Source organism: Providencia sp. 21OH12SH02B-Prov (assembly GCF_027362595.1).
Classification (GTDB): Bacteria; Pseudomonadota; Gammaproteobacteria; order Enterobacterales; family Enterobacteriaceae; genus Providencia; species Providencia zhejiangensis.
On the sequence record NZ_CP114796.1, the window covers coordinates 4,277,110 to 4,299,637 of the forward strand.

Annotated in this window: 20 protein-coding genes and 1 pseudogene; 13 read left to right on the forward strand and 8 right to left on the reverse strand. The window is 41.5% G+C overall.

The genetic code is table 11. The annotated features are described in order from the left end of the window. The first annotated feature begins 60 nt into the window (after positions 1 to 60). The 4 genes and pseudogenes from O7C57_RS19630 to O7C57_RS19645 all read left to right on the forward strand — a co-directional run. Positions 61 to 282, forward strand: a complete 222-nt coding sequence (locus tag O7C57_RS19630; RefSeq protein WP_196713935.1) for a hypothetical protein — start codon at positions 61 to 63, stop codon at positions 280 to 282. 5 nt (positions 283 to 287) lie between these two features. Beyond that, a complete protein-coding gene (locus tag O7C57_RS19635; protein WP_269723471.1) occupies positions 288 to 941 on the forward strand; it encodes an AAA domain-containing protein in 654 nt (217 codons plus the stop codon). A 323-nt stretch (positions 942 to 1,264) separates the two neighbouring features. Next, complete coding sequence (locus O7C57_RS19640; RefSeq protein ID WP_269723472.1) at positions 1,265 to 1,795, forward strand: serine hydrolase; 531 nt, start codon at positions 1,265 to 1,267, stop codon at positions 1,793 to 1,795. Positions 1,796 to 1,819: 24 nt separating this feature from the next. After that, positions 1,820 to 1,963: pseudogene (locus tag O7C57_RS19645) on the forward strand (class I SAM-dependent methyltransferase); the annotation flags it as partial. A 59-nt stretch (positions 1,964 to 2,022) separates the two neighbouring features. Here O7C57_RS19645 and gdhA read toward each other — a convergent pair. Both gdhA and uspA read right to left on the reverse strand, forming a co-directional pair. Continuing rightward, on the reverse strand, positions 2,023 to 3,354 hold the full coding sequence (gene gdhA, locus O7C57_RS19650; RefSeq protein WP_154624239.1) for an NADP-specific glutamate dehydrogenase: 1,332 nt from the start codon (positions 3,352 to 3,354) through the stop codon (positions 2,023 to 2,025). A 264-nt stretch (positions 3,355 to 3,618) separates the two neighbouring features. Then, a complete protein-coding gene (uspA, locus tag O7C57_RS19655) occupies positions 3,619 to 4,053 on the reverse strand; it encodes a universal stress protein UspA (RefSeq protein WP_047756456.1) in 435 nt (144 codons plus the stop codon). A 473-nt stretch (positions 4,054 to 4,526) separates the two neighbouring features. On the opposite strand from uspA, the gene uspB reads away from it, so the two are divergent. After that, positions 4,527 to 4,865, forward strand: a complete 339-nt coding sequence (uspB, locus tag O7C57_RS19660; protein ID WP_154623236.1) for a universal stress protein UspB — start codon at positions 4,527 to 4,529, stop codon at positions 4,863 to 4,865. A gap of 127 nt (positions 4,866 to 4,992) precedes the next feature. On the opposite strand, the gene pitA is transcribed toward uspB, so the two are convergent. Further along, on the reverse strand, positions 4,993 to 6,480 hold the full coding sequence (gene pitA, locus O7C57_RS19665) for an inorganic phosphate transporter PitA (protein WP_154623235.1): 1,488 nt from the start codon (positions 6,478 to 6,480) through the stop codon (positions 4,993 to 4,995). A gap of 474 nt (positions 6,481 to 6,954) precedes the next feature. On the opposite strand from pitA, the gene O7C57_RS19670 reads away from it, so the two are divergent. After that, entirely contained in the window at positions 6,955 to 8,154 is a 1,200-nt protein-coding gene (locus O7C57_RS19670) for an NAD(P)/FAD-dependent oxidoreductase (protein WP_196713936.1), read from the forward strand. Between the two features lie 511 nt (positions 8,155 to 8,665). Further along, positions 8,666 to 9,364, forward strand: a complete 699-nt coding sequence (locus tag O7C57_RS19675; RefSeq protein ID WP_154622044.1) for a pirin family protein — start codon at positions 8,666 to 8,668, stop codon at positions 9,362 to 9,364. A 60-nt stretch (positions 9,365 to 9,424) separates the two neighbouring features. On the opposite strand, the gene pckA is transcribed toward O7C57_RS19675, so the two are convergent. The 4 genes from pckA to O7C57_RS19695 all read right to left on the reverse strand — a co-directional run bounded on the left by pckA (position 9,425) and on the right by O7C57_RS19695 (position 14,789). Beyond that, positions 9,425 to 11,044 carry a phosphoenolpyruvate carboxykinase (ATP) gene (gene pckA, locus O7C57_RS19680; protein WP_154622045.1) on the reverse strand — a complete coding sequence of 540 codons (1,620 nt, stop codon included), beginning with the start codon at positions 11,042 to 11,044 and terminating at the stop codon, positions 9,425 to 9,427. 204 nt (positions 11,045 to 11,248) lie between these two features. Further along, positions 11,249 to 12,121, reverse strand: coding sequence for an Hsp33 family molecular chaperone HslO (hslO, locus tag O7C57_RS19685; protein WP_163860476.1), 873 nt, complete (start codon positions 12,119 to 12,121; stop codon positions 11,249 to 11,251). 112 nt (positions 12,122 to 12,233) lie between these two features. Continuing rightward, complete coding sequence (hslR, locus tag O7C57_RS19690; RefSeq protein ID WP_163860475.1) at positions 12,234 to 12,644, reverse strand: ribosome-associated heat shock protein Hsp15; 411 nt, start codon at positions 12,642 to 12,644, stop codon at positions 12,234 to 12,236. 51 nt (positions 12,645 to 12,695) lie between these two features. Further along, positions 12,696 to 14,789 carry an IgaA/UmoB family intracellular growth attenuator gene (locus tag O7C57_RS19695; protein ID WP_269723473.1) on the reverse strand — a complete coding sequence of 698 codons (2,094 nt, stop codon included), beginning with the start codon at positions 14,787 to 14,789 and terminating at the stop codon, positions 12,696 to 12,698. Between the two features lie 430 nt (positions 14,790 to 15,219). Here O7C57_RS19695 and nudE point away from each other — a divergent pair, with 430 nt between their 5' ends. Continuing rightward, a complete protein-coding gene (gene nudE, locus O7C57_RS19700; protein ID WP_154621841.1) occupies positions 15,220 to 15,771 on the forward strand; it encodes an ADP compounds hydrolase NudE in 552 nt (183 codons plus the stop codon). A gap of 119 nt (positions 15,772 to 15,890) precedes the next feature. On the opposite strand, the gene mrcA is transcribed toward nudE, so the two are convergent. Then, positions 15,891 to 18,422, reverse strand: a complete 2,532-nt coding sequence (gene mrcA, locus O7C57_RS19705; RefSeq protein ID WP_163860473.1) for a peptidoglycan glycosyltransferase/peptidoglycan DD-transpeptidase MrcA — start codon at positions 18,420 to 18,422, stop codon at positions 15,891 to 15,893. A gap of 116 nt (positions 18,423 to 18,538) precedes the next feature. On the opposite strand from mrcA, the gene pilM reads away from it, so the two are divergent. From pilM to aroK, 5 genes are all read left to right on the forward strand, one after another. Next, positions 18,539 to 19,381, forward strand: coding sequence for a pilus assembly protein PilM (gene pilM / locus O7C57_RS19710; RefSeq protein ID WP_269723474.1), 843 nt, complete (start codon positions 18,539 to 18,541; stop codon positions 19,379 to 19,381). Beyond that, on the forward strand, positions 19,368 to 19,907 hold the full coding sequence (locus O7C57_RS19715) for a PilN domain-containing protein (RefSeq protein WP_154621844.1): 540 nt from the start codon (positions 19,368 to 19,370) through the stop codon (positions 19,905 to 19,907). Before pilM ends, O7C57_RS19715 begins: the two co-directional genes overlap by 14 nt. Next, positions 19,900 to 20,448 carry a hypothetical protein gene (locus O7C57_RS19720; protein ID WP_154621845.1) on the forward strand — a complete coding sequence of 183 codons (549 nt, stop codon included), beginning with the start codon at positions 19,900 to 19,902 and terminating at the stop codon, positions 20,446 to 20,448. The genes O7C57_RS19715 and O7C57_RS19720 overlap by 8 nt, the downstream gene beginning before the upstream one ends. After that, on the forward strand, positions 20,441 to 21,481 hold the full coding sequence (locus tag O7C57_RS19725) for a secretin N-terminal domain-containing protein (RefSeq protein ID WP_269723475.1): 1,041 nt from the start codon (positions 20,441 to 20,443) through the stop codon (positions 21,479 to 21,481). Before O7C57_RS19720 ends, O7C57_RS19725 begins: the two co-directional genes overlap by 8 nt. A 503-nt stretch (positions 21,482 to 21,984) precedes the next feature. Continuing rightward, a complete protein-coding gene (gene aroK / locus O7C57_RS19730) occupies positions 21,985 to 22,506 on the forward strand; it encodes a shikimate kinase AroK (protein WP_154621847.1) in 522 nt (173 codons plus the stop codon). Positions 22,507 to 22,528: the final 22 nt, after the last annotated feature.

Here is a 22,528-nt window from a genome sequence, read left to right on the forward strand (position 1 = left end):
ACAGAAAACAAGAACAACCAATTACCTTGGCTTTGTGATAAATACCGAGAGCAATATAAAATGCCTAAAACAACCGTATTTATTCTTTACCTTGGTGAGTTTGATAAAAATCTAAGTAATTCGCTCATTCAAGATATTGTCGGTTCAGAAACAGGGCAAGCTAAAGAAGAGTGCGAACAACGTTTCAGTAATGAAGAAGTAACCATCTTTGCCATTGGAACCCACAAACTTTCTCAATCCAACAAATTGCGGATCACATCAATTCATGGGGCTGTCAGTTAGAAGTCATGAATAACCCGATTTGGATTGGTATTCTTTTATGGGTACACCGCCATTGTATTGAACCTATGTTCAGCCTTGCCAATAATAGGACTGACAATGACCGTATGACCCATGCGGATTCAAAGGACGACATTCTCAGCCTCTCCATCAATGACAAGCTCAAAAACCATGAAGTTGTATCAAAGGGGAATACGGGTAATAAACAATACCGAGATAGCCATGGCAAAGGCCTATTCATGTTATTATCTCGCCTAATGCAGGAAAATATTACGCTACAATCTATTTATGTGATCACACCTTTTAATGCGGTTAAAACTGCATTAATTGAATTACTCAAGGAAACAGATCTACCAGCTATACAACAGCCAGTGATTAAAATCACACCAGAAAAGGTCAACCATTGGGCCAAACATAAGATTGGCGCCGTGCATACCTTACAAGGTAAAGAAAATGATACCGTTATTTTTGTACTCGGTTGCAGTATCGGTGAAGAGGGTGGCGCACAATGGGCAGCGAGTAAGCCCAACCTAGTTAATGTCACTCTAACACGCGCCAAGAAATATATTTTTGTAATTGGTGATCCTGATGTATGGGGCCATCTACCAAGCTTTTCAGATGTCGCCAATACATTGCCAAAAGAAATAGGCACTTTGGAATAACTCATTAAATAGGCTCTAGAAGCTCATCGTATTATGGTGAGCTTCTAACCAAGTCATCACGTTAAACGGCTAAATCAAATATAAAGTAATACTCATTGATATGCTTAATTAGCTAACACTACAGAAAATCACTCTCGATTTAAAAAGTACTGTTTAATAGTATGCCGCAGCCATTGATGTACCGAATCCCTGTCTAACCGTGGGTGCCATGCTTGAACAATAAACACCGATTCCAATTCAAGCGGCAAGTCGATCTCTACCAGCGGAAAGCTTAGCGGACTTCATTGCTTATCCCAACCCTCTTTTCCCTGTTGGGACACAATTTGATTATTGTAATACGGGCTATTTTCAAACCATTACAAATGGATAATACCTTTATAGTGGGATCGTACCCCGTCCACACCACAATTGCTCGTGGGTACCGTGAAAACAATGCATGTGGCTATCAATTAAGTGAAAGTCTTTGGACTCAAACCGGTGATGGTGCTGTTCATTCAAATGTTTTAGATTTAATGAAATGGGGTGAAAATGACACCAGTGGTAAAGTCGGAGGCAAAGCACTAGTCGAGAAAATGCTTCAGGCATTACCGGCTAGAAATAGGATAGGTAAAGCCATTGAACACCATCAGAAATATGCCTATAGCATTATTATTTCACAACACTTCGGCATCACACATTTCGAGCATTCAGGAGGCTGGGCTGGCTGGGTTACCTATTTTTTACGTTTACCTGATTTAGGCTTAACTGTTGCTGTTTTGGCAAATATTGAAGATTTCGACACGCAAAAGATGGCTTATGAGATTACCGATATCATTTTGACTCAATCTACGGAATTCCATGACGACCATGATTAATAATGAGTGCAGTGGTCAACAAAAATTGCTCCCGCTTTAGCCTTAGCTAAACGTCGTGTCGTGGTGAAGCGACCTGATTATGCTGAGCCCCTTGCTGGTCAAAAAGCCCCTTCCGCGGTCATAACCAAAAATCATCGATTCGATATTTATCCCTGTATTAAAACATAACAACGAAGGGCGTATATTACTGTTATCTCCGCCCTTTCGCGTATGTTTAAACGAAATAATTACAAAATACCCTGTGCGAGCATTGCATCTGCGACTTTAACAAAGCCCGCAATGTTTGCACCTTGTACATAGTTAGTTTGTTTTGCCTCACCACCAAACTCGACACAGTGATTGTGGATATCCAGCATAATATGGTGTAAACGCGCGTCCACTTTTTCGGCTTTCCAACCCATACGAGCCGCATTTTGCGCCATTTCTAAACCTGACGTTGCAACACCACCGGCATTCGCCGCTTTACCTGGCGCAAACAATACACCCGCTTCAAGGAAAAGCTCTGTAGCTGGGATGGTTGTTGGCATATTTGCCCCTTCAGCAACGGCTTTAACACCATTTTTGATTAGTAGCTCCGCCGCTTCAAGATCTAACTCATTTTGAGTCGCACACGGTAGAGCAATATCAACAGGTACACACCATGGTTGCTTACCAGCCAAATAAGTTAAACCAAACTCTTTTGCATAGGCCTCAACACGACCATAGCTATTTTTGATTTCTTCTAAACGAGCAAGCTTTTCTGGTGTAAAGCCAGCTTCATCGACCACCGTACCGTTTGAGTCAGAAGCAGTAACAACTTTTGCTCCCAGTTCCATGCACTTTTCAATGGTATATTGAGCGACGTTACCAGACCCCGATACCGCAACACGCATTCCTTCAAAACCTAACCCATGACGTTTTAGCATCGCATTTGTGAAATAGACAAGGCCGTAACCGGTTGCTTCTGGGCGAATTAAGCTTCCACCGAAAGAAAGTCCCTTGCCAGTAAAGACACATGAGGTGTCATTAGAAAGCTTTTTCATCATGCCTGCCATAAAGCCAACTTCACGGCCACCAACACCGATATCACCAGCAGGTACGTCAGTATCCGCCCCTAAATGGCGATATAATTCGGTCATTAATGATTGGCAGAAACGCATGACTTCACCATAACTTTTTCCTTTTGGATCAAAGTCAGAACCTCCCTTACCTCCCCCCATTGGCAATGTCGTCAATGCATTTTTCAATGTTTGTTCAAAGCCAAGAAATTTTAGAATGGAGAGGTTAACTGAAGGGTGAAAACGCATACCGCCTTTGAATGGGCCGATTGCAGAGCTATATTGCACACGCCAAGCTCTATTTACCTGTACTTTGCCTTGATCATCCACCCAACAGACACGGAATTGGATCACTCTTTCCGGTTCTACAAAACGTTCAAGTAGTGCTTGCTCACGATATTTAGGGTTATTTTCTAAGAATGGCCAAAGCGAGGTAAACACTTCACGGACAGCTTGTAGGAATTCAGGTTGCTGAGGATCTCTTTTTTGTACAGACTCCAGAAATGATGATAATGAACTCATCGGCGCCTTCCTTTTTAAATTTTTTGTTGTGATATTCCTCACTCTTTCTTGTGATAATTTTTTAGGAAATGTGAGGTTGATGTGCATTTGCCTATTGAATATATCATTAGTTTGTATTCAAGTTTCAAGCTTTTTTTTTACTCTAACGCAAAAAAATTTCTTGACCCTACAATAGTTAACTTAATTTAAATTTTTTTTAGCAAAAAAAACGCCTGCATAAGCAAGCGTTTTTAGCGAATAATTTTTCATTTTTAACTGAATCGATTATTCTTCATCGTCATTCAGTGGCACAATCAACATATCAACATGAACTGTATTGATCAACTGGCGAGCCGAAGACATCAACTTACTCCAGAAATCTTGGTGATGACCACACACGACTAAGTCCATATCGTATTTTTTGATTGCATCAACCAAAACTTGGCCTAAATCACCGCTACCGCTCAATGTTTCTTGGATCTCATAACCTGCACCAGCAGAAAGATCTTTTAAAGCGTTACGAGTCTCGTCCGTAATACGTTGCTGCATGTCGCCCAAATTCACATCGATTAAACCGGTGTAAAGATCTGAGTAATTCACATCAACATGGATCATGGATACTTTAGCCCCGTAAGGTTTTGCCATTGATACGGCTTTATCCAGTAATACTTTACTTTCAGGTGATAAATCTACCGCTACGAGAATATGTTTGTACGCCATAAAGTCAACTCCTTCCGAATGCTGATTTTGTGATAAGTTAAGAGCCTATGCGAGTTTAGCCTCTTAACTCACCAATCGCTTATAAATACTATACCCGCATACTATGGCACATGAGTGTCGTTTTGATCACATCTGTGCAGATTAGACGCGTTAATCTTTCATCACATAATATTTTAGAAAACAATAACATCATCTATCCAATATTAATATATAAACAAGAATGATGTGTGATATTTTTCAATATAAACAAGTAATAACTAAATTCTTAGCCATTCATCCTAACATTACGCTTTTCCACCCAATTTCACTTTCTTTTTCACTCAAATAGCAATAAAGATCGCTCAAAAATACTTCTATTTGTACTTTTTTTAGGCCGCGCATTATCCTACAATGGATAATAAATTGGTTTACACTGTGTTTGCTTTATTTCCTTTGTAACAACAGCGCAAGCTGATATACCTAAGGAGGTGAGTATGTTCAGTATGGTTGCCTTGTTTTGGGCCTTATGCATCTTATGTATCATCAATATGATACGCTATTTTTCTTCTATTCGCGTTTTGCTTTATATCCTACGCGATACTGATCCCTTACTTTATCAGTCCGTTGATGGTAATGGGTTTTTCACCACTCATGGTCAATTAAACAAGCAATTAAAGCTCGTTCGTTATATCAACAATAAACACTATCTCGACCATTTTGACCCTGAAGTTATATTGCGATGCGATAGGATTCGTAAGCAATTTTTACAGATCAGTCAACTTAGCATCTTAGTCGCTGTCAGTTTAATTTATCTGCTTTTCTTTGCCGCTTAACAGCCAAGCAAAACTCACTAATTACCCAACATTTTTTAAAGCAAAAAAATAGTGATGAACTTATTAGCTCATCACTATTATCGTTATTCATTTTGTCAGCTATACAGTAGAAAACGCTTACTCTGTACTAAATGATCATCAATGCAATCCAGTATAATCCACCGGACAAGCCGATAGAAACAGGTAGTGTCAATAACCATGCCAAAGCAATGCTCTTAATTGTTTTGCTCTGTACACCACCGCCATCAACGACCATGGTTCCAGCCACTGCCGAAGATAGAACTTGGGTGGTAGAAACAGGCATTCCCGTATAACTTGCAACACCGATTGAAACCGCGGCGGTAACCTGTGCGGACACACCTTGTGCATAGGTCATGCCTTTCTTACCGATTTTTTCACCAATCGTCACAGCAACACGTTTCCAGCCAAACATTGTTCCGATAGACAGCGCTAACGCAACGGAAATGATGATCCACAATGGTGCATATTCAACGGTATACAATAGGTCATTGCTTAGCTTTTTCAGTAAACTAGCATCTTGTGAGCTGGTTTCTGGCAACTTAGCAACGGCATTCGCTGTATCTGAGATACACATGAGTAAACGGCGCATATGGTTGCGCTGCTCTGGTGTTAACTCATCGTAGCTTTGAATACCATTCAGCAATTGTTGTGCTTGATTTAGAACGATAGGTGTACGTGAGCTATCGCAATGGAACTCTTCACCAATCTCATCAGTACCCGTAACCGTCGGCGTATTTTCAATCGCATGGTTTAAGGCTGGTTTATGTGTCTCATAGTATTGTTGTAAATGTACAACGGCATCATGAGTTCTTGCGATCTCATAACCACTTGAGTTCATATTGACGACAAAGCCCGCGGGTGCAACACCAATCAATACCAGCATGATAAGACCGATGCCTTTTTGCCCATCGTTTGCACCATGAGAGAAACTCACGCCAACTGCTGATAGGATCAATGCAGTACGCGTCCAAAATGGTGGCTTGCGCTTACCATCTTTTTTCTCACGTTCTGCTGGTGTTAAGTGAATACGGCGACGCTTTTTGGTTCCACTCCAATAACGGCGCAAAACAAAAATCATCAATCCAGCGATCACAAAACCAATAGCAGGAGAAAGGATAAGGGACATGAAAATACTGATCATTTTAGGTATATTCAACGCATCAACGATGGATGAATCAGTCACGATTGCGTTGGTTAAACCAACACCAATGATCGCCCCAATCAATGTATGAGAACTTGATGCGGGGATACCAAAATACCAGGTTCCAAGGTTCCAGATAATTGCAGCCAGTAGCAATGAAAAGACCATTGCGAGGCCGTGAGCTGAGCTCACATTAAGCAAAAGGTCTGTCGGCAGCAAGTGAACAATCGCATACGCAACGCTCAAACCTCCGAGCAGAACACCAAAAAAGTTAAACACACCCGCCATAACAACCGCAAATTGCGCTCGCATTGCACGGGTATAGATAACCGTTGCTACCGCATTCGCGGTATCATGGAAGCCATTTATTGCCTCATAGAACAGCACAAATAACAGTGCCAGTACTAACAATAGGCCTGTGTAAAATTCCAAACCTGTAAAAAGATGTAGCATAGACGTTAAGCCATTTTATGTTGGTCATGAACGCGGCGCATTATCAGTGACAAACGCTAGCGGTGGAAGCAAAATCTAACCTTTTTTTGATTTCGCTACTGTGAAAAAAAGTACAACATGGTCATTACCCTATATTTATCAGTATATTACACAATTTGTTTTTATTCTGATTTTTTTAAACTTTTTCGTTAGAATTTCACCCAAATTAGAGTGAATTCATCTTTTTTGGCGAATATCTAACAACCTACTGATTTTTTAGATGCGCCATAAATCGATTTTTAGCGCAAGCTAAAGGCTTAATCATAAGCAACAAAGTAAGCCCAAAAGTTCAGCAGAACCTAATTATAATATGTATTCAAGACTTTTCATTAGTTGTTGTATAACGAGCCACATGATAACCATTGAAATATAATTTGATACGATCACTTACTGCGTAAACATGTTTAATATCAACTAGATAGAGAATTTTGTATTGTGAAAAATTATGACGTCATTATCCTTGGTGCAGGTGCTGCGGGACTGTTTTGTGCATCATTAGCAGGAAAACGAGGGCTAAATACACTTGTATTGGATAACGGAAAGAAACTCGGTAGAAAAATTCTCATGTCAGGTGGCGGGCGTTGTAACTTTACCAATATTTATGCCGATCACAGCAATTACCTATCCGCAAATCCTCACTTTTGTAAGTCAGCACTTGCTCGCTATACACAGTGGGATTTTATTGCGTTAGTTAATAAATACAATATTCCCTATCACGAAAAAACACTCGGTCAGTTATTTTGTGACAATAGCGCACAAGATATTGTCGACATGTTAGAAGCTGAGTGCCGTTCACCCAATATCACCGTAAAATTACGCAGCGAAGTAACCCATGTTGAGAAAACCGATGATGGTTTTATTGTTACTGCAAACGGAAATGAAGTGAGTACACACTCACTTGTTGTGGCTACAGGGGGGCTGTCGATGCCAGGCCTTGGAGCAACACCATTTGGCTATCGACTCGCAGAGCAATTCGGTCACCCTATTTTACCAACTCGTGCTGCCCTCGTTCCTTTTACGCTACATAAGCCACTATTAGAAGCCTTACAAGTTCTCTCTGGGGTGTCAGTCGCCGCCACCGTGACCGCCGCTAACGGCACTCTGTTTAAAGAAAATATTCTATTCACCCATCGTGGACTATCTGGTCCTGCTATTTTGCAGATCTCAAGCTATTGGAACCCAGGTGAATATGTAAGTATTAACTTACTTCCTGAGCACGATCTCACCGACTATTTGAGTGAAGAGAAACAGAATCACCCAAACCAATCACTCAAAACAACGCTCAGTAAACTGTTACCTAAGCGATTAATTGAAGTCTTACAGGCTCAGGGGCAAATCCCTGATTGCGCACTGAAACAACTTAATCATCCACAAATCGAAGCATTGCATCATAATTTGCATCAATGGCAAGTCCAACCCAATGGTACCGAAGGTTATCGAACCGCAGAGGTGACTTTAGGTGGGGTGGATACACGGGAACTCTCATCGAAAACCATGGAATCCCTCAAAATAAAAGGGTTGTATTTTATTGGCGAAGTGGTCGATGTTACAGGTTGGCTCGGTGGCTACAATTTCCAATGGGCATGGAGTTCCGCTTCTGCTTGCGCTGAAAGCCTCCCCTTTAACGCAAAATAAACGAAATAGTAGACGCCCTACGATAAATTTAGGGCGTTTCCCCATAATTCGACAAAGGCGATTTACGCTTTGCAGACGCATAATACCCTTACTCTTAGTGTGTCTCGTTCAAAAATCTCGTTTTAACAAAAAAAATTTAATCCATTGAAAAATAATGGATATTTTTAATTTTTATAGAAATCATATAATTGCAGATTTTATTATAATTTATCTGATTTTGATTAAAAAAAACGCTTTACAAACGATAGTGATAACTATTATCATCAAATCACTTCCTCGACATAGCTTATACAGCAACTGTCTTGGCAGTACGACATTGCTCACATTGCTTCCAGTGTTTAGTTTAGCCAGCTTAGTGCTGGCTATTTTTTTATCTATTCATCTCATTCAAATTTTTTGGATCCTAAGGTCAAACCTGTCTACTTCTCTCTTTTGCCAAGTTAGCTAAACTGTCAGCAATACATTTAGCGCACCTCAGCACAAATAGGGGCGCTTTTAAGGAGATGACACAATGATCTATGTACGTAAAGCGAATGAACGCGGCCATGCTAATCATGGTTGGCTAGACAGTTGGCATACCTTTTCGTTTGCTAACTATTATGATGAACAGTTTATGGGTTTCTCCGCGCTCCGTGTCATCAACGAAGATTTTATCGATGCTGGTCAAGGTTTTGGCACTCATCCCCATAAAGACATGGAGATCTTAACTTATGTTCTTGAAGGTACGGTGGAACATAAAGACAGCATGGGTAACATGGAGCAGATCCCAGCGGGTGAATTTCAAATCATGAGCGCCGGTACAGGCATACGTCATTCAGAGTACAATCCAGATGATAAAAATCGTCTTCACTTGTACCAAATTTGGATTTTACCTGAAAAGGCGGGTATCGAGCCTCGTTATGAGCAAAAACGCTTTGATTCTGCGGATGGCAAGCAATTAGTCCTCTCGCCAGATGCAAGAGAAGGTTCGTTAAAAGTCTATCAAGACATGACATTATGGCGTTGGGCATTACCCCAAGACGAGACACACACCTATACGCTTGCAGATAAGCGAGTTGTTTGGATCCAAGTGGTCAAAGGCACTGTTGAGGTGAATGGCCAAACCGCAACAACCAGCGATGGTTTAGCCATTTGGCAAGAAAACCAACTGACGATTAAGGCAAGTGAAGATAGCGAAATCTTACTGTTCGATTTACCTGCCGCTGAATAATGTTTCAATGTCAAAAAGGCCCTCAATTGAGGGCCTTATCTTTTAAAACTTAACACGTTATTACAGTTTAGGGCCTGCTTTAACCAGAGCCTCACCCGCTGGGGTATCTGTATACTTATCGAAGTTTTTCACGAAACGGTCAGCTAAATCTTTCGCTTTCTCATCCCATTGTGCTTTGTCAGCGTAAGTATTACGTGGGTCAAGAATGTTGGTATCAACGCCCGGTAATGCTGTTGGCACTTCCAGATCAAAGATAGGCAGTTTAATGGTATCTGCTTTCTCGATATCACCGCTTAAGATAGCGTCAATGATGGCACGAGTATCTTTAATAGAGATACGCTTGCCCGTACCATTCCAGCCTGTATTCACTAAGTAGGCTTTCGCACCCGCAGCTTCCATACGTTTAACTAATACTTCTGCATATTGTGTTGGGTGCAAGGACAGGAATGCTGCACCAAAACAGGCAGAGAACGTTGGTGTAGGCTCTGTTACACCACGTTCAGTACCGGCTAATTTCGCAGTGAAGCCAGATAGGAAGTGGTACTGAGTTTGTTCTGGCGTCAAACGTGAAACAGGAGGTAATACCCCAAATGCATCCGCCGTTAAGAAGATAACTTTAGTGGCGTGACCCGCTTTAGAGATAGGTTTAACAATATTTTCGATGTGGTAAATAGGGTAAGAAACACGGGTGTTTTCTGTTTTTGAACCATCATCAAAGTCAACACTGCCATCGGCCAGCACTGTGACGTTTTCTAATAATGCATCACGCTTGATAGCACCGTAGATGTCCGGCTCAGCTTCTTTAGATAGGTGGATAGTTTTCGCATAGCAACCCCCTTCAAAGTTGAACACGCCATCATCATCCCAACCATGCTCATCATCACCAATCAACTTACGTTTTGGATCTGTAGACAGCGTCGTTTTACCTGTACCAGACAGACCGAAGAAGATCGCCACATCGCCCTCTTCACCAACGTTAGCAGAGCAGTGCATGGACGCAATGCCTTTCAGTGGAAGCAGGTAGTTCATCATTGAGAACATACCTTTCTTCATTTCACCGCCGTACCAAGAGCCACCAATTAGCTGCATACGTTCAGTTAAGTTGAAAGCAACAAAGTTTTCTGAATTCAGACCTTGTTCTTTCCAATTTGGGTTAGTGCATTTTGCACCATTCATCACAATAAAGTCTGGTTCAAAACCAACCAGTTCAGCGTCAGTTGGACGAATGAACATATTTTTTACGAAATGCGCTTGCCAAGCCACTTCCGTGATAAAACGTACTTTTAAGCGAGTGTCTGCGTTCGCACCACAGAATGCATCAACAACAAACAGGCGCTTACCTGACAGTTGTTCAGTGACCAAATGCTTTAAATGACTCCAAACTTCTTGGGTCATTGGTTTGTTATCGTTTTTACCTTTACCTTGGTCTGCCCACCAAACGGTATCACGGGTCACATCATCACGTACAATATACTTATCCTTTGGAGAACGACCTGTAAAAATACCGGTATCAACAGCGACAGCACCTAGTGTGGTCACCGTTCCACGCTCATAGCCTTCTAATCCAGGTTTAGTTTCTTCCTTGAACAACAGCTCATAACTCGGGTTGTAAACAACGTCAGCTACATCGTGAATGCCGTACTGTTCGAGTTCCTTAGGGGTAATACTTTTAGCGCTCATTATTATTGCTCCTGGTAATCATAACTAATCTACAGATGATCATAATTCTTTACGACTAATTAACAGCGATAGCTATCAAAGAATTGAAAATGTATAATTTTTTTTAATTCATTATGAGACTTAGAGCACGTAATAAGCCTTTAAAATTATAAAAAAAGGGTGCAAAATTGCACCCTCGTCACATAATTAGGTTGCTAAATCGTATCAGTGAAGTTGCTGATTTTGAACATTTTTTAACCCTTGAATATCGGATTCAATAAATACGTAGTGTGAGCCACAATATTCACACTCCATATCAATTTTTCCATCTTTTTGCAATATATCGATAACATCTTCTTCAGGTAACGTCATTAAGGTACTTTCACAACGCTCGCGTGAGCAAGTACAGCGAAACTCGACCGATTGCGGGTCATACAAAGTCACATCTTCTTCATGATAAAGGCGGTGTAGCACTTCTTTGACATCCAGTGCGCTCAGCTCTTCACCTTTAATCGTTGCCGTGAGTTGCACTAAGTGATCGAAAATATCATGGCTATCTTCATCGGCAGCCGGTAAAACTTGCAGTAACATACCACCAGCAATGGCCTTACCCTCTGACTCACCTACGCGGATAAATAAACGAGTAGGTAACTGCTCTGACTGCATGAAATAAGCATCAATACACTCTTCCAGCGTTTCACCTTCAATCGCAACAATCCCCTGATAACGTTCACCTTGATTTGGCGTGATCGTAATGACCATATAACCATTACCAATCATCTGCTTTAAGGTGCTTCCTGCCACAACAGGACCATTGATACGAGCAACGCCACGCATTTGTTGTAAGTTATTGCCATTAATCACCGCCAAGTTCACAGGGCCATCACCTTGAATTTGAACAGTAATATCACCATCAAACTTTAAGGTTGCAGTCAGCAGACTCGTTGCAACAAGCAATTCACCTAATAATCCTTTAACGGCATCAGGGTAATCATGATTATTCAGGATTTGCTGAAATGTCTCGTCAACATTGATCATTTCCCCACGTACAGCATGTTGTTCAAACAGGAAACGGTGGAGTAGGTCTTGTTTAGCCATAATTTCTCTCTATTACTGATAAGGGGTTTTTGCCTAGAGGACTAAGCGACAACCTCTCTTGATTAAAACACGTTTAAATCGAATAAAATTGACCCTTCCGCGTCAACCGCCCTTAGGATGAACCGTGGGAGTTCGATTGTTTAAATTTTAGTAAGGTACGACGTTCTTTTTTATCTGGGCGTCGTTCAGGATGAGGCATCGTTAACGCATTCATCTTTCGTGCTTGCTGGACTTTTTCGCGCTGTTCGAGACTTTCTTGCGTTTCACGATAAAGCAATTGCGCCTCCGGTGCTCCTCGGCGCTGGCTACTTATCTCTAAAACCTCAATCGTTCGTTCATCATTCCCTTGCCTTAGCCTGATCAAGGCGTTTAGTTCGACTATTTTGCCCGGCTTCGTTCTTTGCCCATTATAGTGAACTTTTCCACCATCAATCATATCGCGAGCGATAGAACGTGTTTTATAAAAACGCGCTGCCCATAACCATTTATCAAGGCGAACCTGTTCTGTTGGTGGTTGTTTCATGATGTTATCCTCAATGCCAATCTTTAAAATGAGGCCTCCATCATTTAGACGTTATCTTTGATGGGAGAGATTGTCTGCCTCAAAGCACTTATCATAATACTGTTGAATATTACGTAAGCGCTTTTTGTTATTCATGATACGGATTATCACTAAAGTGCCGTTTAGTATCACACAAGCAGCGAGAAAAAGTGCAAATAAGGAGCTACTGACATACCGAGACAATACTTGTTCATCAGGTTTACTATGAAGCGTGATATGCAATGTCCCATTCGCATCGGTCGATAAATTGGTGATGATACCTTCAATATCGAATGGCGTATTAATAAGCAAGCCTGGTATTCGTTTCAGTTCCATCCAACGTTGCAGAGGAGTCATATCATTAAACGTGCTTCCCACGATAAAATCGACTAATGCCTTATTTTCATCGCTAATTAACAGCACACCACCAGGTGGGGGGCTATTAAGTTTTGCGGCCTCTTTTTCCACTTCGCCTTTGATAAACTCATATGTGGTGACTTCAACAAGGTTTTCCAAGGCCTCGGCGCTTCCTGCGCGTAATAAAACATGCGCACCGCTTAATTTACCGGTGGACGCTTTGACCACTAACGTTCCCCAATCATCTGTGCTGCCTAGGTTTATGAGGGCGTTTTTCAGTTTGGAGCACGCATTCTCTTCGTAACATAATTCATTCGTTCTCAATATTATTTCAGAAAAATCAAAAATAATATTCATCCCTGATTTCATAATGTCACGTTGTAATCGGGGGTTAACGCCAACACTGTTTTTATCAGGATGCAATTGGCTTTGCACCGTATTTAACAATCGAATGGCTCGCTCTACAATTTCTGATTCTGGATCCGGCGCTAAATTCATATTGTTCCAATAAACACCTGAACAATCAAAAGGCGCAAACTGGGCATGATTCGAGTCAGATAAATTGGGGGGGCGATAGCACATTCCAACCCCTTTCGCGACAAGACTATCACCAATCTTCAACTTGCGGGTTTCCAATTCAGCCACATTGGTGACTTTCACTTTCTCCGAGCCTTCAAGCCATGCGACGCCAAGTTTTACGGGTAAGCACATGGATTGATAGGAAAACATCAAAATTAGAACCAATAGCCCCGTTGCGAGTACCAGTAGATTTTTTTTATATCGACGATAGGGGTAATAGCGTTCCTCTTCATGCAATGACAGGTATTGTCCATGCCGTAGAACTTGCCCTGAGGCATACATATCGATATTTGTCGCTTTATCCAATTCATGATGGATATACGGCTCCCAATGGGGTGGATAATAAAGATCTGTACCACCAATAGATACCGTTGATGATTGTCTTTTATCTAATTCACCATACAGTTCCCATCGCTTCGGTTGCCCAAAAACACATTGAACATCTTGAAATTTTTTAGGAAAAACACGAAACCGAAATAGCGCCAGCAACCCAATAACAAAGCAGAGAAAAGCGCCTACAAATCCCCACGACTGCACAACAGGAATTGCCACTAACGCTAAATACCCAAGTAAGAAACTGAGGCAGATCAAAATAGCGCCAAACCAACCTGAAGAATGATTTAGCTGATGTTCTTCTAGTGTCTCCTTGCGTACCCGCAATAGCTGGACATTAGGCTCCCCTCTTTCATGAATAGCCGCCTCTGGCGTCGTGACTTCAGTCGCTTCTTCTGAAGACCATTCATAATTAAAATCTTTTAGCGAAAAGCCATTTAGCGAAATAATTAATGGCAAATGGTTAGTTTCCACTAACTCCATGACATTTTTTTGCTGTAAATAAGGCTCAAGCTGCTCGGGAAGTTTAACCTCAATGGTATCAATAAAATAACGCCAGCCATTCGTCTGTTCTTGCCGTAAATTAAAGCGAGTCACCGAATTACAGACGGTGGCAATCACGGCATTTTTCTTCAATTGCCACGGATTTTGCTCAGAGCCTTGGGGAGAAAAAAGATTGGTGCGTAAGTACTGTGAGATAATCTGATAATCAGAGTCGATCATCTTGCGAAAAGAGGGTTCAGCCTGAGAAGGGATCTGATAGACGCCAGAATTCCGCCCCCGCCTGAAATACAGAAAGGAAGCCATTATAGTTAGGCTAATTATTACAATAGCCGTTATAATGACGTAATTAAGCATTTTTTCCCCAATGAAATAATATCAAGAAAAGCATAGCAATCACTACGCTGCCGCTATATAAGCCAATTCCTATTCTCTTTTTAATTTTTATGTTAATTTACAATATGTTGTGATTAAAAATTTTTATTTATTAATCTGTGCTATTTTTATACGCTGATATATACATAAAATAATTCAATCTGTATGTTGGCACACGCCCAACTCACACTATTTGATATAGGAACTTAGGTGACTTGAACCTTTGAGCACTGTACTCTATTTACCACACCAGTCCTATAACTTGAAGCGTGTTGGCTATACTAACAGCATTTTATCAACCCGATAATCTCTATTAATTTTTTTTGATATAAGCCATAGTTAATAACCGTGTAAAAGCGATGTTTCATCAATCGCCTATTTTTTTATTCATTCACCCTATTCGAGAACCATTATGACAGAGCTTAAAAAGCCAAAAATTTTGAATATTCAGGATGTTGCTCATTCCAAATTATTCAGCATCCAATCTGTTGACCTCGAGTTTAGCAACGGTGAAAAACGTATCTATGAAAGAATGCGCCCTGGAAAACGTGAAGCTGTTCTCATCGTTCCTCTCATAAATGACAGCTTAATCTTAATCCGAGAGTATGCCGTCGGTATTGAAGATTACGAGCTAGGGTTCCCTAAAGGCGCTATCGATCCGGGCGAAACACCAATTGAAGCTGCACAACGCGAGCTAAAAGAAGAAATTGGTTTCGGTGCAAACCAGATCACACAAGTTGCCAAGCTCACCATGTCGCCATCTTACTTTTCGAGTAAGATGAATATACTTATCGCGAGTGACCTGTATAACGAAAAGCTGGAAGGTGATGAACCAGAACCTTTACAACAAGTTAGATGGCCAATTGCCCGCATGATGGAGTTGCTTGAGCATCCGGACTTCAATGAAGCCCGTAATATCAGCGCACTATTTTACCTTGAACGCTTCTTAAAAAATCGTAGCTAGCGTCACATCGAACTTTAAATAATCGCTTAAAAATAAATAGGAAAATCAATATAACGATTTTCCTATTTAACGATCATTTTATAACCACCTCTTCACCGATTACAAGGTGAAGCAGCACATTAGAACAACTCTTGGCTTTCACCACTCTCTTCAATAATGGTGGTACCGACTTCCTGAATGGCATGCTCTTTCGGCTCAGTTCCCTCAATAAAGTACTCTTTACGTGAACTACCTAGCTTACCTGTGCGGCTATCGATAGACACCGCAATAATCCCTTTCGGTGGTTTCATCATCGTAACAGGAACGCCTTCTAAGATAGATTTCATGAAATCATCCCATATTGGCTGAGCGCTCTTCGCACCAGCCTCACCGCCACTGATAGCTGTACGGCCTAAAGTACGTTTGTTATCGTCAAAACCAATCCAAGCTGACGCAACAACATCGGGGCCATAACCAGAGAACCACGCATCTTTCGAGCTGTTTGTCGTTCCTGTTTTGCCACCAATATCACGACGCCCACCTAAATCTCTTGCTGCGCGCCAACCCGTACCTAACCAACCGGGTTCCCCGTAAATGTTGGTCATCATCGCATCCCTAATTAAGAAAGCTAACGGCGTACTAATCACATGAGGTGCATACTGATTTTCAGTCGTGGCCTCTTCAGGGCTCGCTGCTGGTACATCCATTGTTGGCTCTTGTGCCGCAAGTTTATCATCCGATTGAGTGACTTCTTCAGTAGACTCATCATCAATACCTTTAAGTGCTATCGTCCGCTCAGTATTGCCATACACAACTGGAATATCCGTACAATCAGGGCAGGCTATTCTTGGTTTCGCTTCAAAAAGTACCTCACCCTCTGCATTCTCAATTTTTTGAATATAGTAAGGATCAATCAGATAGCCACCATTCACCATCACCGCATAGCCTCGCACCATCTGCATTGGCGTAAATGAAGGTGCACCTAGCGCTAAGGCTTCAGTTCGATTGATATTCTCGGCAGGGAAGCCAAAGCGTGTCAGATAATCGGCCGCATAGTCAACGCCCATGGCTCTCATGGCGCGCACCATCACTACGTTCTTCGACTCACCTAACCCTTGTCTTAAGCGAATAGGGCCTGCATAACGCGGCGGTGAATTTTTAGGTCGCCAGTCTGACCCTGCCCCTGCATCCCAACGGCTGATAGGCACATCATTTAACAGTGAGGCCAGCGTTAAACCTTTATCCATTGCAGCTGTATATAAGAAAGGCTTTATATTTGAACCAACTTGGCGCAATGACTGAGTAACACGGTTAAATTCACTCATGTTAAAGTCAAAGCCTCCCACCAATGCAATGATGGCACCGTTATTTGGATTTAGCGCAACAAAAGCCCCATTTACCTCAGGAACTTGCCCCAACCACCAAATATCCTTCACCTTACGGATCCAAATTTGCTCACCCGCGTTGATCACAGAGTTAACTTTGCTGGGTGTTCCGCCTTGCTGAGTATCTGAAATAAACTTACGAGCCCAACGCACTCCTGCCAGCGTGATGGTTTCTGTTGACCCATCCGCCAATTGTACCGTGGCTTCACTGGCCGTAGAGGAAAGCACAACAGCCGGTAATAGTGGGCCATAAACAGGGGATTTTTTAAGTTTTTCGATGATTTGTTCTGTCGACCAAGCTGGCTCTCCTGCTGTCCACAACACTTCAGCGGGCCCGCGATAACCATGACGAACATCATAATCAATTAAATTATTTCGTACTGCATCAGTGGCTGCGAGTTGGTCTTTACGTATAACCGTTGTGTAGACCTTGTAACCGTCAGTATACGCATCTTCACCATGTTGCTCATACAATGTCTGACGCGCCATTTCAGCGAGGTAAGGCGCTGAGAAATCGATTTTGGGTGCGTGATAAGATGCCTCAATTGGCTCACTTTTTGCCTGTTCATATTCTGCTTGGGTGATGTATTTCTCTTCTAACATACGCCCCAGAACGACGTTACGACGGCTGATCGCTTTTTCATAAGAGAATAAAGGATTTGAAGTTGAAGGCGCCTTTGGTAAACCCGCAATCATCGCGATTTCACTCAGCGTCAACTCATTGACTGTTTTACCAAAATACACATAGGCTGCTGCGCCCACGCCATAAGCACGGTTACCAAGGTAAATTTTATTGAGATACAGCTCCATGATCTCATCCTTGGTAAATAACTGCTCGATTCTTACGGCCAGAAACGCTTCTTTTACCTTACGCATCAACGTTTTTTCTGGGCTTAAGTAAAAATTTCTAGCTAATTGCTGAGTGATGGTACTCGCCCCTTGAGAAGCATGACCCGATGATGCCATCACCGTAACCGCTCGGAAAATACCAACAGGGTCGATACCATGGTGTTCATAAAAACGGCTATCTTCCGTTGCAATAAAGGCATTGACCATGAGGGGAGGAATATCAGCTAATGGCAACGGAATACGGCGCTTCTCACCATATTGTGCAATTAATTCACCATCAGCACTGAAGACTTGCATCGGCGTTTGTAAGCGGATGTCTTTCATTGTTGCGACGTCAGGTAACTCATCTTCGACATATTTGTACATGCCAAAAATCGAAGCGGTTCCCAAAAAAATGCAACAAATAACAATAATAAAAAAATATTTTACGAACTTCACCGGATAATTCCCATACTCAACAGACAGGAGGGTTTAGATATAGCTGGCGCGTAGTATAAAGCTTATACAGCTCAATAGAAATCGTAATTTATTTGTTGATGATAAGGAAATTATCTATGTATTCACAAAAATGGAACATCGGCATCGACCTTTTTCAAACAACGATCCGGCTTGTTGCCGCAAAGCAAACCCGCAAACGCTGGTACTTATGTGAATGTTGGCAACAAAATATCCCGAACGAAATCAGCGGCCAATCTGAAAATGACAAACGTGATATCCTACAAGAAATTTTAATACAATGGCGTCGGAAATTACCTAAAAATTGTCATGCCTCAATCGCTTTTTCCTCCTTACGGACACTCAAACAGCAAGTTCCCCTACCTGAGCAAGTCACATTAAAGCAACCTGAGTTAGGTTGGTATCTACAAACCCGTGCTGAAAAACTTTTTCCGCTTAATTCAGAAGAGTTAGTTATCGACTATCGAGTGATTAACAACTGTGCTTATTTAAATGGTGTTCGTAAGTCTGAAATCATTTTTTGGCAAAACTTGTTGCATGAAAGTGGTTTCTTACTGGCCGCTATCGATGTTGCGCCTTGTGTTTTACGTTATATTGCGCGACATGCTGGGATACCGGATGAAAGCTGGCTATTACATTATCGGCAAGGGGAGTGGCTATGGTCAGGCCCTGTCAGTCAACCCGCGAGTTATAACCAAATTCAAGAGAATGAGCGTTCAACACTCTCACAAATGATTTCTCAACTCCAAGAAGAAAATACCGCGCTGAAGCTTCCTTTCTATTATATCGGTGATCACCACCAAGCTCAGACAATACAATCATGGAACTTATTACAGGCTTTCCATCATCATACCGCTAAAATCCCTCACCAGCTGGGGGAGTTTGTTATCGCAGCAGGGTTAGCACTACGCCATAAGGATAATGAACATGTATCAAGTTAATTTTTTACCTTGGCGACAACAAAAAATGGCAGCTAAAAAACGCTATTGTGTAGTGTTATGCCTCTTTCAAAGTTTTTTCGTCATCGTGTGCATGATTTATTTTTCAGCGCAACAGCAGTTGGAACTGCGACAACGACAAATCACTAAGACACAACTTACCCAGCAGGTCACACACAATCAGCACCATATTCAACTGGTTACAGAAAAACAAATACAGCTCACCAAGTGGCAACGCTATCAAGAGAGCTTAGCTCGACAAGCACAACGTAACTCATTAAGGCTAAGTATCTTGCATAAACTGCCAGAACTCACGCCACCCAAAAGCTGGTTAGCGCATTTTTCACTCACAGACAAACATTTCGAGATAGCGGCAAGGAGTTATGATCCTCATGATATTCACCAGTTAATCACGCGATTAGAAAACAGCCCATTACTACAAAAAATACAGCTCATAAAAATGGAGAGGTCAGAAAAAATTAATTACCTACATTTGAGCGCGAACTATTTGGAAGGTACAGATGAATGAGAGCACTTCAGCATTTTGGTATCGCCCGTTTTGGCAACAATCCATCCCTTTTTGGGCGGTAATGAGCCTAATCTTGCTGGCCTATTTTCAGTTTTATTGGCAAGAAATCGAATATCAACTGACCGAACTGAAAAATGAAACTCAGCACCTTGCCGTTCAGTCACAACAAAAGGAAAAAATACGGCGTCAGCTTCCATCGCTACAACAACTTGACCAACAACTTATCGAACTAGAACAGAAATTTGCATTAGCGAAGCAAGATTCAGCGCAATTTATCACCTATTTGCAGCAAATTGTCACTCACACCAATGTCGCACTTAAACGCTTACACCCATCAACAAATAGGGAGAATAATGAACAACGCTATTTCATTGAAGTTCAAGGTAATTACCCTGAAATCTATCATTTTATTGATAATCTTATATCAACGTTATCCCACCAAACAGGGGGAGTTTCTGAGGTAAACTTTCAGTCTAAAAACGGGCAATTAACCGCAATATTAACTATTACATTTATCAAGGATGATATTATTAATGAATAATAAATTGCTTTTTGTGGTCACCATTCTTTTGATTTCATTGAAGGTTACAGCACAAGAGATGCGCGACCCCTTTATCCCTCTCTTAAAAGAAGCGAATGGCAATGAAACGGTATTAATCTCAGCAAAAAGTACACCGCAAAAAATTGCGGCACCACTTGTCGAAAAAATTTTTACGTTAACCTCGGTCAGTGCAGATACAGCCCTGCAACAGTTACAGCAGACGCACACCGCTTTATTATCAAATGAAGGCTTCGCAACCAGCCATTCTATTACCAATAGCTTAGTGATCAAAGACACGGCAATACGCCTAAAATTGATTGAAGACTGGCTAAAGCAATTAGATGTCCCTAAGCAACAAGTTCAAATCACGGCACATATCATCAGCAGTAGCCGAACAGCTCTGCAAGAACTCGGTTTAGAGTGGGGAATGCTGTCAGGAAGCCCTAATAATAAACGCTATCAACGTTATAACCGATATGATTCAACTCAGGGACAATTCAACTTTAACCTACTGCGACTGGGTGAAGGTTTGTTAGAGCTAAAGCTGAACGCATTGGAAAAAGAAAATTTACTTTCTATTATTGCAAGTCCTCGTTTGGTGGCATCACATAAGCATCCAGCGAGTATTCAGCAAGGCACAGAGATCCCCTATGTGACCAGTACTGAAAAGACAACTAACGTACAATTCAAAGATGCCGTTTTGGGAATGGAGGTCACCCCCACCCTTTCACGCGGTGATCAGGTTGAATTATTACTGAAAATTAGTCATAACTCGCCAGATACTGCCCTTACAACAAGTGAAAGCAACTATTTAGCGATCAACAAACAAGAAATCGCTACATCCGTCACGATCCGCAATAATGAAACACTCATACTTGGTGGGATTTTCCAACAGAAGCAAGAGAAAACAGAAACAGGTTTCCCTTTTTTATCAGACATCCCTCTTCTAGGAAAATTATTTACTAGTACGGGTAAACATATTGACCGTAGAATTCTTGTGGTTTTTATCACACCAAAGCTTATCAGTATCTAGATAAAAAAATAATATTGATACTTCAAGTAGTTGAACAAATATAAAGGAAATGTCAGTCGAGAAAATTATTTTTTATGCCATAAACCTGCCGGATAAATTTGACGCTGACGCCGTTTTAGCATACAAGGTTATCCATTGAGTGTTCTAACTATCCGTAGATTAAAGAACAAGCTATCAGCCGCTGATAAAATAGCCGCAATCAATTTGCTCTATAAATTAACAGGTCCGCTGTTTCTTTTATGCGGCGGTAATGCTGTTAAAACTCATTTTGAACAATACGTTAGGCAAAATAGACGGCGTAGCAAAAGAAACCAGTAACACAAGTGTGGCACTTTGTTCGCTCAGTGCCACATTTATATAGTTGCAATTCAGGTTGATGTATTGAGATAATTTTCTTATCTGATCTCACTTATCATTCATGAGGTTTCAGTTTAGGTCCCGTCGCTAATTCGATTGGCGGGGCGGGTTATCATTAACGAATAATCGTAGTAATACCAAAAAACATGGCAGAGAAACGCAATATCTTTCTGGTTGGACCGATGGGTGCCGGCAAAAGTACTATTGGTCGTCAATTGGCTCAACAGCTTAATATGGAGTTTTTTGACTCTGATCACGAGATTGAAAAACGTACAGGCGCAGATGTAAGCTGGGTCTTTGACCTAGAAGGCGAGGAAGGCTTCCGCGATCGCGAAGAAAAAATCATCAATGAGCTTACCGAAAAACAAGGCATCGTGCTCGCAACAGGTGGCGGTTCAGTAAAATCGAAAGAAACTCGCAATCGCCTATCCGCTCGTGGTGTTGTTGTGTATCTCGAAACCACTATCGAGAAGCAGTTGTCTCGAACTCAACGTGATAAAAAACGTCCACTATTACAGGTAGACGAACCTGCACGTGAGGTTCTCGAAAAACTGGCATCTGAACGCAACCCAATGTATGAAGAGATCGCTGATATCACTATTCATACTGATGAGCAAAGTGCCAAAGTTGTGGCGAGCCAAATCATCGAGCTGTTAGAAAAAAACTAACTTAACACCCGTAATGGCTACA